Below are 16375 nucleotides of genomic sequence, written 5' to 3'. Positions count from 1 at the left end.
GGACACCGTCCAAACTAGCGACGCAGCGACTCCCCAGGGGTCTTGGACCTCAGCTGCCGGTGGCGTGCAGGCGTCGCGCCGCCTCCGCGATCGTCCCCGAGAGCGACGGGTAGACCGTGAAGGTGCTGGCGACCTGGTCGACGTTGAGACGGTGGTGGACCGCGAGCGTCACCGGGAAGATCAGCTCGGACGCGCGTGGTGCGACGACGACGCCGCCGATGACGGCGCCGGAACCCTTCTGCGCGAACAGCTTCACGAAGCCGTCGGTGATGCCGGCCATCTTGGCCCGGGGGTTGCGCGACAACGGCATCATGACGACGTCGGCGTCCGCCGTGCCGTCGTCCACCGCCTTCTGCGAGATGCCGACGGTGGCGATCTCGGGGTCGGTGAAGATGTTGGCCGAGACGACGCCGAGGTTGAGCGGCGCCACGGCGTCGCCCAGGGCGTGCGACATGGCGATGCGTCCCTGCATCGCCGCCACCGACGCGAGCGGCAGGACGCCGGTGCAGTCGCCCGCGGCATACACACCTCGCACGGAGGTGCGCGAGACGCGGTCCACGGCGATGTGACCGGATGCCGTGAGCTCGACCCCGACCTCCTCGAGCCCCATGTCCGCGGTCTGCGGCACGGAGCCGACCGCGAGCAGCGCGTGCGACCCCTCGACCTCCCGACCGTCCTCGAGGCGGACGACGACGCCGTCACCGCGGCGCTCGACGGCGGACATGCGCGAGCGACCCAGGACCTCCATGCCCCGGCGCCGGAAGACGTCCTCGATCACGGTGGCGGCGTCGGGGTCCTCGCCGGGCAGGACCCGGTCGCGCGAGGACACGAGGACGACGTCGGCACCCAGCCCGAGGTAGGCCTGGGCCAGCTCGGCGCCCGTGACACCGGAGCCGACGACGACGAGCCGCTCGGGCAGGTGCTCGAGCTCGTAGATCTGCTGCCAGGTGAGGATGCGCTCACCGTCGGGCTCCGCCGTGGCCATGACCCGCGGGGTGGCGCCGGTGGCGACGAGGACGACGTCGGCGTCCAGCGTCTCCGTGCCGCCGTCGGCCAGGGTGGCCTCGATGCGGGTCGGTGACAGCAGCCGACCGGTGCCGCGCAGCACGCGGACCCCGACCTCCTCGACGCGCTCGCCGATGTCGTGGCTCTGTGCGGCGGCGAGGTCCTTGACGCGGGCGTTGACCTCGGCGAGCTCGGCGACGGCGTCACTGACGGCGTCGCCCTCACCGTCCTCGAGGTGCACGCCGAGGTGGGCGGCGGTCTCGAACTCGGACATGTAGTCGGCCGTGGAGATGAGCGTCTTGGAGGGCACGCAGTCGGTCAGCACCGCTGCGCCGCCGAGCCCGTCGCGGTCGACGATCGTCACCTGACCGCCGAGGTGCGCGGCGACGAGAGCGGCCTCGTAGCCCCCTGGTCCGCCCCCCAGGATGACCACTCGACTCGTTCGCGCATTCACGCGGACCATCCAACCACGCGGCGGCTACCCTGCTCGCGTGACCGACAACGCCGCCGCCCCGCACCCGCTCGACCTCGCCGATCCCGCGACCGACCCGTTCGCCGTGGCGCAGGCTGCGGCAGCGGTCATCCGCGAGCGAACGGGTGTCGAGACGCACGACGTGGCGCTCGTCCTGGGCTCCGGCTGGGGCCAGACCGGAGACCTCATCGGCGAGACGATGGCGGAGATCGACAACACCGACGTGCCCGGCTTCGCCAAGGCCGCCGTCGAGGGGCACTCCGGCACGATGCGCTCGGTCGCCATCGGCGACACCGGACGGCGTGCCCTGGTCTACGGCACCCGGACCCACTTCTACGAGGGCCGGGGCGTGCGCTCGGTCGTCCACGGCGTGCGCACCGCCGCGGCCTTGGGATGCCGCACCATCGTCCTCACCAACGGCTGCGGCGGGCTGCGCGAGGAATGGCCGGCCGGGACCCCCGTCCTCATCAGCGACCACATCAACCTCACCGCGCACTCACCCATCGAGGGAGCGAACTTCGTCGACCTCACCGACGTCTACACCCCGCGACTGCGAGAGCTGGCCCGTGAGGTCGACCCCGACCTCGACGAGGGCGTCTACGTCCAGTTCCGCGGACCCCACTACGAGACCCCGGCCGAGGTGCGGATGGCGGGAGTCCTCGGCGGTGACCTCGTCGGCATGTCCACCTCGCTCGAGGCGATCGCCGCCCGGCAGAGCGGCCTGGAGGTGCTCGGCATCTCGCTCGTGACCAACCCCGCCGCCGGCATCTCGAAGACGCCGCTCGACCACGCCGAGGTGCTCGAGGCCGGTCGCGCCGCCGCCGACCGCTGCGGCCGGCTGCTCGCCGCCGTCGTCGCGAAGATCTGAGAAGCACGACATGACGTATGCCGGCCGGCACGAGTCCGCGACCACCGCCCGTCCCGAGGACCTCGACGCCGAGCTGCTGGACGCGGCCCGCGCGTGGGCGGCCGACGACCCCGACCCGCAGACCCGGGGCGAGCTGGAGGCGGTGCTCGAGAAGGCCACCGCCGGTGACGCGGCGGCCCTCGAGGACCTCGCCGACCGCATGTCCGGCATGCTCCGGTTCGGGACCGCCGGCCTGCGTGGCGCCCTCGGCGGCGGCCCGAACCGGATGAACCGCGCGGTGGTCATCCGCGCGGCAGCCGGCCTCACGGCATACCTCAAGAAGAGCCAGCCCTCCCCGATGGTCGTCATCGGCTTCGACGCCCGGATCAACTCCGACGTCTTCGCGCGCGACACCGCCGCGGTCGTCGTGGGCGCCGGTGGTGTCGCTGCCGTGCTGCCGCGGCCCCTGCCCACGCCGGTCCTCGCGTACGCGATCCGCGTATTGGGCGCCGACGCCGGCGTCATGGTCACGGCCAGCCACAACCCGCCCGAGGACAACGGCTACAAGGTCTACCTCGGCGACGGCTCCCAGATCGTCTCCCCGTCCGACGTCGAGATCGCCGCCGAGATCGCCCGCGTGCAGCGGGTCGCCGACGTGCCCCTCCCCGAGGACGGCTGGGAGACACTCGACGAGTCCGTGCTCGAGCGCTACCTCGCCGACGTCGTCGGGGTGGTCTCGCCGGACACCCCGCGCGACCTCGTCGTCGTCCACACCGCGCTCCACGGAGTCGGCTCCGAGACGGTCGCCCGCGCCTTCGAGGCCGCCGGGTATGCCGTCCCGCTGCCGGTTCCGAGCCAGGCCCAGCCCGACCCGGCCTTCCCCACCGTGTCGTTCCCCAACCCTGAGGAGCCGGGGGCCATGGACGCGGCGCTCGACCTCGCCGAGCAGACCGGCCCCGACGTCGTCATCGCCAACGACCCCGACGCCGACCGGTGCGCCGTGGCGGTGCCCGGGCCGGGCGGCTGGCGGATGCTGCGCGGCGACGAGGTCGGCGTGCTGCTTGGCGCGCACCTGCTGGAGCGGGGCGTGCCGTCCGACGCGGTCTTCGCGAGCTCGATCGTGTCGTCGCGGATGCTCGCCACCGTCTGCCGCGCGGCCGGCGTCGCGCACGAGGAGACGCTGACCGGCTTCAAGTGGATCTCGCGGGTGCCGGGGCTGCGCTACGGCTACGAGGAGGCGCTCGGCTACTGCGTCGACCCGGCCCGGGTGCGCGACAAGGACGGGGTGTCGGCGGCGCTCGTCGTCGCGGAGATCGCGGCCTCGCTCAAGGCGGCCGGGCGCTCGATCCCCGACCGCCTCGACGAGCTCGCCGTGACGCACGGCGTGCACGCCACCGACGCCTTCTCGGTGCGGGTCGAGGACCTCACCCTCATCGACCGGATCATGGCGCGGCTGCGGGCCGAGCCGCCGACCTCGGTGGCCGGCGTACGCGTGGCGCGCCTCGACGACCTGGCGCTGGGCGACGGCGGGCTCCCGCCCACGGAGGGGCTGCGGTGGTTCCTCGAGGACGACTCGCGGGTCATCGTGCGCCCGTCCGGGACCGAGCCGAAGCTCAAGGTCTACCTCGAGGTCATCGAGGCCGTTGCCGACGAGGACCTGGGTGGTGCTCGCACCCGGGCTGCCGCGCGGCTGGCGGCGATCCGCTCGGACTTCGAGGCGGCCACCGCGCTCTGACCCGGGCCCGCCGCTCCGGCTCAGCCGCCGTCAGGTGTCGGACGTCGGGCCATTGCGGCGGCCGTAGGCCCCGGATTCCCGGCACCCGCCGGTCAGAATGGGGTCATGGCTTTTTCCGAGTCGTGGGTCGAGAAGCAGATCCGGGAGGCGCAGGAGCGAGGCGAGTTCGACAACCTCCCGGGAGCCGGACGGCCCCTCGAGGGGCTCGACGACCCGGACCCCGACTGGTGGCTCAAGCGGATGATGGAGCGCGAGGGCCTCGACATGGCCGACGCCCTGCCTCCGGTGCTGCTGCTCCGTCGCGAGTTCGCGACCTTCCCGGAGTCGCTGGTGGAGCTGCGGACCGAGGGGGGCGTCCGCGAGGTGCTGCGCGACTACAACGCCCGCGTTCTCGACGACCGCCGCCGTCCGGTGGTCGGGGCGCAGTCCCCCGTGTGGGCCCCGACGGTCGACGTCGAGGCGATGGTCGAGCAGTGGCGTGCGCTGCGGGCACAGCGACCTCCCTCGTCCGGGGTCGAGGCCACTGCCCCCCACCCTGCGCCTCGGCGGCGCCGCTGGTGGTGGCGCCGGCGCTCCTGACCCCGTTCGCGAGCCCCTGCCCGGCTGCCTTCGGGCGGAACGCGTGCTGCCCGGGCGCGGATAGACTCCGTGGGTGAGCACCACAACAGCATTCGGCGACGTCTCACTCGACGCGACCGCCCGCGCCCGTGACCTGGTCGGCGTCTCCCGGCTGACCAACTCGGCCCTCACCGGCTGGCTGCACGGCCTCCCCGGGGTGGACCAGGTGGGCTGCGAGGCCCGCGCCGCCGGCCTCGGCACCCGCTCGATCAAGACGACCAGCAAGGCCTGGGCGATCGACCTCGCGATCTCGATGATCGACCTCACGACGCTCGAGGGCGCCGACACCAGGGGCCGCGTGCGTGGCCTCGCGGCCAAGGCCCTCCTGCCGGACCCGAGCGACCTCAGCACCCCCCGCCCCGCTGCAGTCTGCGTCTACGGCGACATGGTCGCGACCGCCAAGGAGGCGCTGGGGAACAGCGGCGTCAAGGTCGCCGCCGTGGCCACCGCCTTCCCCAGCGGCCGCGCGAGCATGCCGGTCAAGCTCGCCGACACCAAGGACGCCGTCAGTGCCGGCGCCGACGAGATCGACATGGTCATCGACCGGGGCGCGTTCCTGTCCGGCGACTACCTCACCGTGTTCAACCAGATCGCCGAGGTGAAGAAGGTCTGCGGCGACGCGCGCCTCAAGGTGATCATGGAGACCGGCGAGCTCGTCACCTACGACAACGTCCGCCGCGCCAGCTGGCTCTCGATGCTCGCCGGTGGCGACTTCATCAAGACGAGCACCGGCAAGGTCCAGCCCGCCGCCACCCTCCCCGTCACGCTGATCATGCTCGAGGCGGTCCGCGACTGGCGTGAGCTCACCGGCTCCATGGTCGGCGTCAAGCCGGCCGGCGGCATCAAGACGAGCAAGGACGCCATCAAGTTCCTCGTGACCGTCCACGAGATCGCCGGCGAGGACTGGCTGGACAACCAGTGGTTCCGCTTCGGCGCGAGCAGCCTGCTCAACGACCTCCTCCTGCAGCGTCAGCGGATGACGACCGGTGCCTACTCCGGTGGCAGCTACATCGCCGACGACTCCCCCTCCACGGCCTACTGAGCGCGACGACAGGACAACGCGAGATGCCCACCTTCGAGTACGCACCGGCCCCCGAGTCCCGGGCCGTCGTCGACCTCCAGAGCTCCTACGGCCTCTTCATCAACGGCGAGTTCGTCGTCGGCGGCGGCACGAGCTTCAAGTCGATCAGCCCGGCCACCGAGGAGGTCCTCGCCGAGGTCTCCGAGGCGACCGACGCGGACGTCGACGCGGCCGTCCGGGCCGCCCGGACGGCATACACGCGCGTCTGGTCACGGATGAGCGGCGCGGACCGAGGCAAGTACCTCTTCCGCATCGCCCGCATCCTCCAGGAGCGCGCCCGCGAGTTCGCCGTCCTCGAGACCCTCGACAACGGCAAGCCGATCAAGGAGAGCCGCGACGTCGACGTCCCGATCGCGGCCGCGCACTTCTTCTACCACGCGGGGTGGGCCGACAAGCTGGAGTACGCCTCTCTCGGGACCAACCCGCGCCCGCTCGGTGTCGTCGGCCAGATCATCCCGTGGAACTTCCCGCTGCTCATGCTCGCGTGGAAGATCGCCCCCGCGCTCGCCACCGGCAACACCGTCGTCCTCAAGCCGGCCGAGACCACGCCGCTGAGCGCCCTCCTCTTCGCCGAGGTGTGCCAGCAGGCCGAGCTGCCCCCGGGCGTGGTCAACATCGTCACCGGCGCGGGCGCCACCGGCCAGGCGATCGTCGACCACCCCGGCATCGACAAGATCGCCTTCACGGGCTCGACGGGCGTCGGCAAGATGATCGCCCGGTCGATCGCCGGCACCCGCAAGAAGGCCACGCTCGAGCTCGGTGGCAAGGCCGCCAACATCGTCTTCGACGACGCCCCCATCGACCAGGCCGTCGAGGGGATCGTCAACGGCATCTTCTTCAACCAGGGCCACGTGTGCTGTGCCGGCTCGCGCCTGCTCGTGCAGGAGTCCATCGCCGACGAGGTGGAGCGCCGGCTCAAGCGCCGCCTGTCCACCCTGCGCGTCGGCGACCCGCTCGACAAGAACACCGACGTCGGGGCGATCAACAGCCGCGCCCAGCTCGACCGCATCGTCGCGCTGACCGACGTCGGCGAGGGTGAGGGTGCCGTCCGCTGGGACAACGGCTGCGAGCTGCCGAGCAAGGGGTTCTGGTTCCGGCCGACGCTGTTCACCGGCGTCAGCCAGACCCACCGCATCGCCCAGGAGGAGATCTTCGGGCCGGTCCTGTCGGTGCTCACCTTCCGCACGCCGCAGGAGGCCGTCGCCAAGGCCAACAACACCCCCTACGGTTTGTCGGCCGGCATCTGGACCGAGAAGGGCTCGCGCATCCTCTGGATGGCCGACCAGCTCAAGGCCGGTGTCGTGTGGGCCAACACGTTCAACCAGTTCGACCCGACCAGCCCGTTCGGCGGGTACAAGGAGTCCGGGTACGGCCGCGAGGGCGGTCGCCACGGTCTCGAGGCCTACGTGAAGACGGGTGCGTGAAGATGACCAGCAGAGTCGAGAGCCGTGTTGCTGTCAACAAGACGTACAAGCTCTACATCGGGGGCAAGTTCCCGCGCAGTGAGAGCGGCCGCTCCTACGAGGTGTATGCCGCGCCGTCGTCTCGATCCCGTTCCGGGGCAGGCAGGTTCCTCGCCAACGCCGCGCAGGGATCGCGCAAGGACGCCCGCGACGCGGTGACCGCGGCGCGCGCCGCGCAGCCCGGCTGGGCCGCTGCCACGGCATACAACCGCGGTCAGGTGCTCTACCGCGTCGCCGAGGTCATGGAGTCACGCCGACCGCAGCTCGTCCAGGAGGTGCGTGACGCGGAGGGTCTCTCCCCCGCCGCCGCGGAAGCCGTTGTCTCGCAGTCGATCGACCGCTGGGTCTGGTATGCCGGGTGGTCCGACAAGTACGTCCAGATCCTCGGCGGGCTCAACCCCGTCGCCGGCCCGTACTTCAACATCTCCGCCTCCGAGCCGACCGGTGTGGTCGCCGTGCTGGCGCCGCAGGAGTCGAGCCTGCTCGGGCTCGTGTCGGTGCTCGCACCCGTCATCGTCTCGGGGAACGCGGTCGTCGTCGTGACGAGCGGGGACCGGCCGCTCCCGGCGATCACCCTGGCCGAGTGCCTGGCCACGTCCGACGTCCCGGGCGGCGTCGTCAACATCCTCAGCGGCCGGGCCGCCGAGATCGCGCCCTGGCTCGCCAGCCACCGCGACGTCAACGCCATCGACCTCTGCGGCGCCGCCGGGGCCGACGGCGTCGACTGGGCCGCGCTCGAGGAGGCCAGCGCCGACAACCTCAAGCGCGTGCTGCGCCCCGCCGGCGAGGGTGCCGGTGCCGTCGAGCCCGACTGGAACCAGACCCCCGACCTGTCCCGACTCACCGCCTTCCTCGAGACCAAGACGGTCTGGCACCCCAAGGGCCGGTGAGCGCCCCCGACCCGCGGGCCCGCGTCGTCGTCCTCGCCGGACCGAGCGGAGCCGGCAAGTCCCGGCTGGCCGAACGCCTCCACACCACCCACGGGTGGCCGATCGTGCGCCTCGACGACTTCTACCGGGACCTCGATGACGCGGCCGACCCGCCGATGCCGCGACACGTGGGACTGGGGATCATCGACTGGGACCATCCGGACTCGTGGCACGCGTCGGCGGCGGTGGCGGCGCTGGTCGAGCTCGTGGACACCGGGTCGACCTCCACGCCCGTCTACGACATCTCGCACAGCCGAGCGGTCGGCACCACCACCGTCCGGGCGCGTCCTCGCGACCTCGTGCTGGCCGAGGGCATCTTCGCCGCGGAGGTCGTCGCGCAGCTGCGTGAGGCCGGGGTGCTGCACAGCGCCTGGTGCATCCACCACCGGCCGCTCGTGACGTTCGTGCGACGGTTGGCGCGCGACCTCAAGGAGCGTCGCAAGAGTCCCATGGTGCTCGTCCGCCGTGGGCTGGCGCTCATGCGGGCCGAGCCCGAGGTCATCCGTCGCCAGGAGGCGCTGGGAGCACGGTCGGCCCGGGCCAAGGACGTCGAGGCGCGCCTCGCCCTGGCTGTCGGCCCACGCCGGGACTGAGGGACCCGGGGTCCGGGACCCGGCCGCTCGGGCGGCGACAGGCGAGAAGGGGGCCCCGTGCCCGGACTCCCAGCCGACTCGCAGGTCCGCTGTCGCCTCGCGGGGTTAGCGTGAAGGAGTGACTGCACCCGAGCCCCGCACCGTCGGTCAGCTGCGCGCCGCCGGGCACCGGCCGAAGCACCTGCGCCAGGAGATCCGAGACAACCTGCTCGCCAGGCTGGCCGCCGGGGAGGACCCGTGGCCCGGGTTGCACGGCTTCGCCGACTCCGTCATCCCCCAGGTCGAGCGCGCGCTGCTCGCGGGCCACGACATCGTGCTGCTCGGCGAGCGCGGGCAGGGCAAGACCCGCCTGCTCCGCGCGCTCGTGGGCCTGCTCGACGAGTGGTCCCCGGTGATCGAGGGGTCCGATCTGGGCGAGCACCCGTTCGAGCCGATCACGCCGGGGTCGATCCGGAGAGCGGCCGAGCTCGGGGACGACCTCCCGGTCACCTGGCGGCGCCGCGAGGAGAGGTACGCCGAGAAGCTCGCGACGCCCGACACGAGCGTGGCCGACCTCATCGGCGACGTGGACCCGATGAAGGTCGCCGAGGGCCGCACCCTGGGCGACCCCGAGACGATCCACTTCGGCCTGATCCCCCGCAGCCACCGCGGCATCGTGGCGATCAACGAGCTGCCCGACCTCGCGGAGCGCATCCAGGTCGCGATGCTCAACGTCATGGAGGAGCGCGACATCCAGATCCGGGGATACGTCCTGCGCCTCCCGCTCGACGTGCTCGTCGTCGCCAGCGCCAACCCCGAGGACTACACCAACCGCGGCCGGATCATCACTCCGCTCAAGGACCGCTTCGGCGCGGAGATCCGCACCCACTACCCGCGCGAGGTGGCCGAGGAGATCGCGGTCATCGACCAGGAGGCCGACCTCGTGGCCGACGTGCCGGCCTACCTGCTGGAGGTGCTGGCTCGCTTCACCCGCGCGCTGCGCGCCTCGTCCAGCGTGGACCAGCGCTCGGGCGTGAGCGCCCGGTTCGCCATCGCCGGCGCCGAGACCATCGCGGCGGCGGCGCTGCACCGCGCGACGACCCAGGGCGAGGAGATCGCGGTCGCCCGCGTCGTCGACCTCGAGACGGCCGTCGACGTGCTGGGCGGCAAGATCGAGTTCGAGACCGGCGAGGAGGGCCGGGAGTCGGAGATCCTCACGCACCTGCTGCGCAGCGCCGTCGCCGAGACCGTGCGTGCCTGCCTCGCCGGCGTCGACCTCCGGCTCCTCGTCGAGGCGATCGAGGAGGGCGCCATGGTCACCACCGGCGCCCGGGTGAGCGCCCGCGACTTCCTTGCCGGGCTGCCCGTGCTCGGCGAGTCCGACCTCTACGACCAGGTCACCGACCGGCTCGGCGCGACCGACGACGGCTCCCGCGCCGGGGCGATCGAGCTGGCCCTCGAGGGGCTCTACCTCGCGCGCAAGATCGGCAAGGAGAGCGGCGCCGGTGAGACCGTCTATGGCTGAGCCGCGACCATGAGCCGCTACCGCAGGTACGACGGCGGCGACCCGCTCGCCCCGCCGGTCGACCTCGCCGAGGCACTCGACGCCATCGGCCAGGAGGTCATGGCCGGCTACTCCCCCGAGGGGGCGATGCGTGAGTTCCTGCGGCGCGGTGGCCGGGACCAGACCGGTCTCGACGAGCTCGGTCGTCGGCTCGCCGAGCGACGGCAGGACATCCTCCAGCGCCACGACCTCGACGGCACGATGCGGGAGGTGCAGCAGCTGCTCGAGAAGGCCGTGACGGCCGAGCGCGGCCAGCTGGCGCGGGACGTCACCATGGACGACGGCGACCGCGCCTTCCGCGAGGTGCTGCTCGACAGCCTCCCCACGTCGACCGCGTCGGCGGTCACGGAGCTGTCCTCCTACGACTGGCAGAGCAGTGACGCGCGTCAGGCGTACGAGCAGATCAAGGACCTGCTGGGGCGCGAGCTGCTCGACCAGCGCTTCGCCGGCATGAAGCAGGCCCTCGAGGGCGCGACCGAGGAGGACCGCGCGGCCGTCCAGCAGATGCTGTCGGACCTCAACGACCTGCTCGAGAAGCACGCGCAGTCCGACGGCTCCCCCGAGGACAGGGCCGAGGTCGACCGCGCCTTCGCCGAGTTCATGGAGCAGCACGGTCAGTTCTTCCCGGAGAACCCGCAGGACATCGACGAGCTGCTCGACTCGCTCGCACAGCGCGCCGCCGCGGCGCAGCGGATGCTCAACTCCATGACTCCAGAGCAGCGCGCCGAGCTGATGGAGCTCTCGCAGCAGGCGTTCGGCTCACCGGGGCTCATGGAGCAGCTCGCCCGGATGGATGCCAACCTCCAGGCCCTGCGGCCCGGTGAGGACTGGTCCGGCTCCGAGAGCTTCGAGGGGGGCGAGGGGCTCGGGCTGGGTGACGGCACGGGCGCCCTCCAGGACCTCGCCCAGCTCGACGCGCTCGCCGACCAGCTGTCGCAGGGATACGGCGGCGCCCGCCTCGACGACCTCGACCTCGACGCCCTCGCCCGGCAGCTGGGCGAGCAGGCGGCCGTCGACGCCCGCGCCCTGCAGGAGCTCGAACGCGCCCTGCGCGACAGCGGCTACCTCAAGCGCGGGCCCGACGGCGAGCTGCGGCTCTCGCCCAAGGCGATGCGCCAGCTGGGCAAGGCGCTGCTGCGCGACGTCGCCGACCGGATGAGCGGTCGCTCCGGAGCCCGTGAGACGCGCACGACCGGGTCGGCGGGCGAGCCGTCCGGCGCCACGCGGCGCTGGACCTTCGGCGACACCGAGCCCTGGGACGTGCCGCGCACCATCACCAACGCGGTCCTGCGCGACGGAGGGTCGCCGGTACGGCTGCAGATCGACGACGTCGAGGTCGTCGAGACCGAGGCCCGCACGCAGGCCGCCGTCGCGCTGCTCGTCGACACGTCGTTCTCGATGGCGATGGATGGCCGGTGGGTGCCGATGAAGCGGACCGCGCTCGCGCTGCACCAGCTGGTCCGCTCGCGGTTCCGGGGCGACCACCTCCAGCTCATCGGCTTCGGCCGGCTCGCGGAGGTCATGGAGATCGAGCAGCTCACCGCGCTGGACGCCAAGTGGGCAAAGGGCACCAACCTCCACCACGCGCTGCTGCTGGCCAACCGCTTCTTCCGCAAGCACCCGAACGCGCAGCCGGTGCTGCTCGTCGTCACCGACGGTGAGCCGACCGCCCACCTCGAGCCCGACGGCGAGGTCTGGTTCGCCTATCCGCCCGACCCGGTGACGATCGCGCACTCGGTGCGCGAGCTCGACGCGTCCGCCCGCCTCGGTGCCCGGGTCACGTTCTTCCGGCTCGGCGAGGACCCCGGTCTGGCCCGCTTCATCGAGTCGATGGCCCGCCGCGTCGACGGCCGCATGGTGAGCCCCGAGCTCGACGACCTCGGTGCCGCTGTGGTGGGCAGCTACCTCGGCTCCCGCGGACCCGGGACGTCCTTCCGCGACCAGTTCAGCGACTGGCCCGGGGGCCGCGGTTTCTGGGCCTGACCCGGGGCGAGTGCGCCTCGGTTAGGGTTCTGACCAGTTCTCGCCACGGGGAAGGCAGCGCATTGAGCGACCAGGGTTGGACCGCACCCGGACAGGGTTCCGGAGGTCAGGGGCCCGGTCCGGTTCCGTCGTCGGGCGGGTATGCCGGCCCGTCCGGTCCCGCTGCCCCGCAAGCGCCTTCGGCGCCGCCTTCGGGTGCCCGCCACGTCCCGCCTCCTCCCGCGTGGGCGCAGCAGCCCACGGGAGGTGGGCGGCCGGCATACCCACCGCTGCCTCCGCCCGGCGGGTGGCAGCAGCCGCGGATGGACTTCCGGCCCGGCATCATCCCGCTGCGCCCGTTGACGATGAACGACATCTTCGGCGGCGTCTTCCGCGCGGTCCGGGGCAACGTCGCGGCCACCGTCGGGCTGGCTGCCCTCACCTCGCTCGTCTTCCTCGTCCCGTTCACGGCGCTGGGGGCCTGGGTCTCGAGCCAGGAGTCGTCGGTCTCGCTCGAGGAGTCGGTCGCCGACGACACCGCCGGGCTGATGGGCAGCCTCGGCACCGTCATCCCGTCGATCGGGTCGTCACTCTCGACGATCCTGCTGGCCGGCTTCCTCGCCTACGTCATCGGCCAGGCCGTCCTCGGCCGCAAGGTGAGCGCCGGTGAGACGTGGCGTGCGACGATCCGCCGCATCTGGGCGCTCCTCGGGGCGACCCTGCTCACGGTGCTCGTCTTCGCCGTGACGGTCGGCGCGACCCTGGGCGTCCCCATCGGTCTGCTCGTCGCCGGCGGCTCCGCGGGCAACGACGGCACCATCGCCGCGGGCATCGTGCTGCTCCTGCTCGCCATCCTCCTGCTTCTCGTCGTGATGTTCTTCTTCTGGACCCGGCTGGCCTTCGTGACGCCCTCCCTGATCCTCGAGGACCTGTCCGTCGGGCGGGCCTTCTCGCGGTCGTGGCAGCTCACCGGAGGCAGGCCGTTCTGGCGCCTGCTCGGGATCCGGCTGCTGGCCGCGGTCGCGATCAGCGTCGTCGGGTCGCTGATCACCGTCCCCCTGGCCCTCCTCGGCGCGGGTTTGGCCTTCACCGGCATGCCGATGGACCAGATGTACGTGTGGCAGGCGGTGATCACGGGCGTCACGGGGGTCGTCGCCGGCGCCATCACGACCCCGGTCACCGCGGGCATCGACTCCCTGCTCTACGTCGACGAGCGGATGCGCCGGGAGGGCCTGGACGTCCACCTCGCCCAGACGGCGCAGGGGACCGCCGCCGCACCCTGGCCTCGCGCCGACGCATGACATCGGGCCTCGCACGAGTCGCGGGCCCCGGGCTCCTCGACGCGCCACCGCTGGACCCCTCGCGCGCCGAGGGACGTCGCCTCCTCGAGGAGGAGCTGGCCAAGGCGAAGTACGACGTCGAGCCGAGCCTCTGGGACCGCTTCGTGCAGTGGCTGCTCGGCCTGTTCGAGACCAGCGGACCGGGGCTCCCGCCGTGGGTCTTCGGCCTCGTCGTCGTCGTGGGACTGGCCCTCCTCGCGCTCGTCGTCGGCCTGCTCCTGCGGCCCGAGGCGCGCTCCCGTCGTGCCGGCGAGCACGGCGGAGTTCTCGACGACCGCGGAGTCGACGCGACGGCATACCGCGAGCGAGCGCGACGCGCCCTCCGCGAGGGCGACTGGGGCACCGTCCTGCTGGACTCCTACCGCGCTGTCGTCGCCTCGGCCGTGGAGCGGACGATCCTCGACGAGCTGCCCGGCCGGACGGCGCACGAGGCCTCGCTCGAGCTGGCGCGAGCGTTCCCCGCGGAGCGGGCCGCACTGCGCGACGCCGCCGACCGGTTCGACGCGGTTCGCTACGGCCACGAGGCGGGGACCGAGACGGACGCGCGAGCCGTCCTCGCCCTCGACGAGCGGCTCGCCCGCACCCGTCCGGAGCTGGCCGGATCGGTGTCGGCGCCGTGACCGTCCTCGCGCAGCGGAGGAGGGTCGGCCTGTGGCTGCTCGCCGTGCTCCTCGGGGTCGGTGCGCTGGCCGTCATCGCCATCCTGTCCACCCCTCCCGGCGCGGCCATGGAGCCCGAGGGAGTGGGGCCCGAGGGCGGCGCCGCCCTCGTCGCCGTCCTCGAGCAGAACGGCGTCGACGTCGAGCCGGTCCGGTCCATCGGCGAGGTCTCCGAGGCGCTGCAGGCGGGGGACGCCGGCACCACCGTCGTCATCGCCAACGCGAGCAACCTCGGCACCGCCGCAGCCCGGACCCTGCGGCAGGACTCCCTCGGGGTCGACCGGATCGTCGCCCTCTCGCCGTCGAGTGACCAGCTTCGCGCGCTCGGCGCGGAGGTGAGCGCGCTGCCCATCGGCGCCGGTGTGCAGGTCGACAGCCGCTGCGACATCGGTCCCGTCGACGAGGGCGACTCGCTGGTCGGCATCGACAGCCGCTACGAGGCCCGGGGCGACTCGTCCGGTGCCCGGGTGTGCTTCCCCCTCACCATCGAGGCGGCGGACGGGGAGGACTCCGAGGAGGGCGACCACGGCGCCGGCCTCCTCGACCTGCCGTCGTCGTCGGGTCGCGCCCCCCTGACCGTGGTCGGGAGCCAGTCCGGGTTCGCCAACGGGGCCATCACGCAGGAGGACAACGCGGCCATCGCCCTGCGGCTGCTCGGGAGCTCGCCGCGCCTCCTCTGGTACCAGCCCGGTGTCGGGGACCTCGCCTCCGACGACGAGCCCGACGCCGCAGGGGGGCTGCTGCCGGCGTGGTTCCTCCCGGTGCTCGCACTGCTCGCCGTCGCTCTCATGGTCCTCGCGCTCGTGCGGGGGCGCCGGCTCGGCCGGTTGGTGCGCGAGCCCCTGCCGGTCGTGGTGCGCGCCATCGAGACGACCGAGAGCCGCGGTCGTCTCTACCGCCGCGCCCAGGACCGACCGCGGGCCGCGGCGGTGCTGCGGCTGGCCACCCTCGACCGCCTCCGCGCCCGGCTGGGACTGCGCCGCGGCGACCCCGTGGAGGTCGTCGCCCGCGCGACCTCCGCGGCCACCGGACGACCGGTCAGCGAGGTCCTCGACCTCGTGGCCGGCTCCGACCCCATCGACGACGCCGCCCTCGTGCGGCTCGCCCAGGACCTGACCGCACTCGAGGAGAAGGCACACCGCCCATGAGCGAGACCCCCACGCCCCAGCCCACCGCGCCGGAGGCGCGCGACGCCCTGCTGCGGGTGCGCGCAGAGGTGGCCAAGTCCGTGGTCGGCCAGGACGCGGCCGTCACCGGCCTCCTCGTCGCCCTCCTCTGCCGGGGCCACATCCTCCTCGAGGGGGTCCCCGGCGTCGCCAAGACGCTGCTCGTCCGCTCGCTGTCGCAGGCGCTCGACGTGCAGACCAAGCGGGTCCAGTTCACGCCGGACCTCATGCCCGGCGACCTCACCGGCTCGCTCGTCTTCGACGCGCGCACGAGCGACTTCACCTTCCGGTACGGACCGGTGTTCACCAACATCCTCCTCGCCGACGAGATCAACCGGACGCCGCCCAAGACGCAGTCGGCGCTGCTCGAGGCGATGGAGGAGCGTCAGGTCAGCGTCGACGGCCGGCCGCACCCGCTGCCCTCGCCCTTCATGGTCGCCGCCACCCAGAACCCCGTCGAGTACGAAGGCACCTACCCCCTGCCCGAGGCGCAGCTCGACCGCTTCCTGCTCAAGGTCACCCTCCCCCTGCCGCCCCGGGAGGACGAGGTCGCCGTCCTGCGCCGGCACGCGGACGGGTTCGACCCGCGCGACCTCGCAGCCGCGGGACTGCGCCCGGTCGCCTCGGCGACCGACCTCGAAGCCGGCGCCCACGCGGTCCGGCAGGTCGAGGTCGGCGACGACGTCGCGGCATACGTCGTGGACATCGCACGGGCGACGCGGACCTCACCCTCCCTCTCTCTGGGTGTGAGCCCGCGGGGCGCCACGGCCCTCATGTCGACGGCGCGGGCGTGGGCCTGGCTCAACGGGCGGGGCTACGTCACCCCCGACGACGTCAAGGCCCTCGCCCACGCGACCCTTGCGCACCGGCTGTCCCTGCGTCCCGAGGCGGAGCTCGAGGGCGTCGACGTCGGCGTCGTGCTCGACAGCGCGCTCGGTTCCGTCCCGGTCCCCCGCTGACCC

Annotated in this window: 14 protein-coding genes; 13 read left to right on the top strand and 1 reads right to left on the bottom strand. The window is 72.9% G+C overall.

Features of this window, described 5'->3' with window-relative positions; genetic code table 11:
• Positions 1–49: 49 nt before the first annotated feature.
• Positions 50–1468: an NAD(P)H-quinone dehydrogenase gene (locus ACOJV9_RS04785; protein WP_420184038.1), complete on the bottom strand. Its 1419-nt coding sequence runs from the start codon at positions 1466–1468 to the stop codon at positions 50–52.
• 28 nt (positions 1469–1496) lie between these two features.
• Between ACOJV9_RS04785 and ACOJV9_RS04780 the strand changes: the two genes are divergently transcribed.
• From ACOJV9_RS04780 to ACOJV9_RS04720, 13 genes are all read left to right on the top strand, one after another.
• Positions 1497–2345 (top strand): purine-nucleoside phosphorylase, encoded by an 849-nt coding sequence (locus ACOJV9_RS04780; RefSeq protein WP_420184037.1) that lies wholly within the window; start codon positions 1497–1499, stop codon positions 2343–2345.
• Positions 2346–2355: 10 nt separating this feature from the next.
• Entirely contained in the window at positions 2356–4059 is a 1704-nt protein-coding gene (locus ACOJV9_RS04775; RefSeq protein ID WP_420184036.1) for a phospho-sugar mutase, read from the top strand.
• Between the two features lie 105 nt (positions 4060–4164).
• Positions 4165–4638, top strand: a complete 474-nt coding sequence (locus ACOJV9_RS04770) for a DnaJ family domain-containing protein (RefSeq protein ID WP_420184035.1) — start codon at positions 4165–4167, stop codon at positions 4636–4638.
• A gap of 73 nt (positions 4639–4711) precedes the next feature.
• A complete protein-coding gene (deoC, locus tag ACOJV9_RS04765) occupies positions 4712–5719 on the top strand; it encodes a deoxyribose-phosphate aldolase (protein ID WP_420184034.1) in 1008 nt (335 codons plus the stop codon).
• A 23-nt stretch (positions 5720–5742) separates the two neighbouring features.
• Positions 5743–7182, top strand: coding sequence for an aldehyde dehydrogenase family protein (locus tag ACOJV9_RS04760; RefSeq protein WP_420184033.1), 1440 nt, complete (start codon positions 5743–5745; stop codon positions 7180–7182).
• A gap of 2 nt (positions 7183–7184) precedes the next feature.
• Complete coding sequence (locus ACOJV9_RS04755) at positions 7185–8111, top strand: aldehyde dehydrogenase family protein (RefSeq protein ID WP_420184032.1); 927 nt, start codon at positions 7185–7187, stop codon at positions 8109–8111.
• Complete coding sequence (locus ACOJV9_RS04750; RefSeq protein WP_420184031.1) at positions 8108–8743, top strand: uridine kinase family protein; 636 nt, start codon at positions 8108–8110, stop codon at positions 8741–8743. The genes ACOJV9_RS04755 and ACOJV9_RS04750 overlap by 4 nt, the downstream gene beginning before the upstream one ends.
• 118 nt (positions 8744–8861) lie before the next feature.
• The gene (locus ACOJV9_RS04745) at positions 8862–10247 is read left to right on the top strand and encodes a magnesium chelatase ATPase subunit I (RefSeq protein WP_420184030.1); all 1386 of its coding nucleotides are present in this window, start codon (positions 8862–8864) and stop codon (positions 10245–10247) included.
• A 9-nt stretch (positions 10248–10256) separates the two neighbouring features.
• Positions 10257–12269, top strand: a complete 2013-nt coding sequence (locus ACOJV9_RS04740; protein ID WP_420184029.1) for a vWA domain-containing protein — start codon at positions 10257–10259, stop codon at positions 12267–12269.
• Between the two features lie 302 nt (positions 12270–12571).
• Positions 12572–13549 carry a DUF7847 domain-containing protein gene (locus ACOJV9_RS04735; protein ID WP_420184028.1) on the top strand — a complete coding sequence of 326 codons (978 nt, stop codon included), beginning with the start codon at positions 12572–12574 and terminating at the stop codon, positions 13547–13549.
• A complete protein-coding gene (locus ACOJV9_RS04730; protein ID WP_420184027.1) occupies positions 13546–14208 on the top strand; it encodes a DUF4129 domain-containing protein in 663 nt (220 codons plus the stop codon). Before ACOJV9_RS04735 ends, ACOJV9_RS04730 begins: the two co-directional genes overlap by 4 nt.
• Entirely contained in the window at positions 14205–15395 is a 1191-nt protein-coding gene (locus ACOJV9_RS04725; RefSeq protein ID WP_420184026.1) for a DUF4350 domain-containing protein, read from the top strand. The genes ACOJV9_RS04730 and ACOJV9_RS04725 overlap by 4 nt, the downstream gene beginning before the upstream one ends.
• Entirely contained in the window at positions 15392–16372 is a 981-nt protein-coding gene (locus ACOJV9_RS04720; RefSeq protein ID WP_420184025.1) for an AAA family ATPase, read from the top strand. The genes ACOJV9_RS04725 and ACOJV9_RS04720 overlap by 4 nt, the downstream gene beginning before the upstream one ends.
• Positions 16373–16375 lie beyond the last annotated feature (3 nt).

It is taken from the genome of Knoellia terrae, assembly GCF_048606435.1.
Lineage (GTDB): Bacteria > Actinomycetota > Actinomycetes > Actinomycetales > Dermatophilaceae > Knoellia > Knoellia terrae.
The sequence above is the reverse complement of the archived record's forward strand: the minus strand, read 5'-3'. Positions and strand labels throughout refer to the sequence as shown.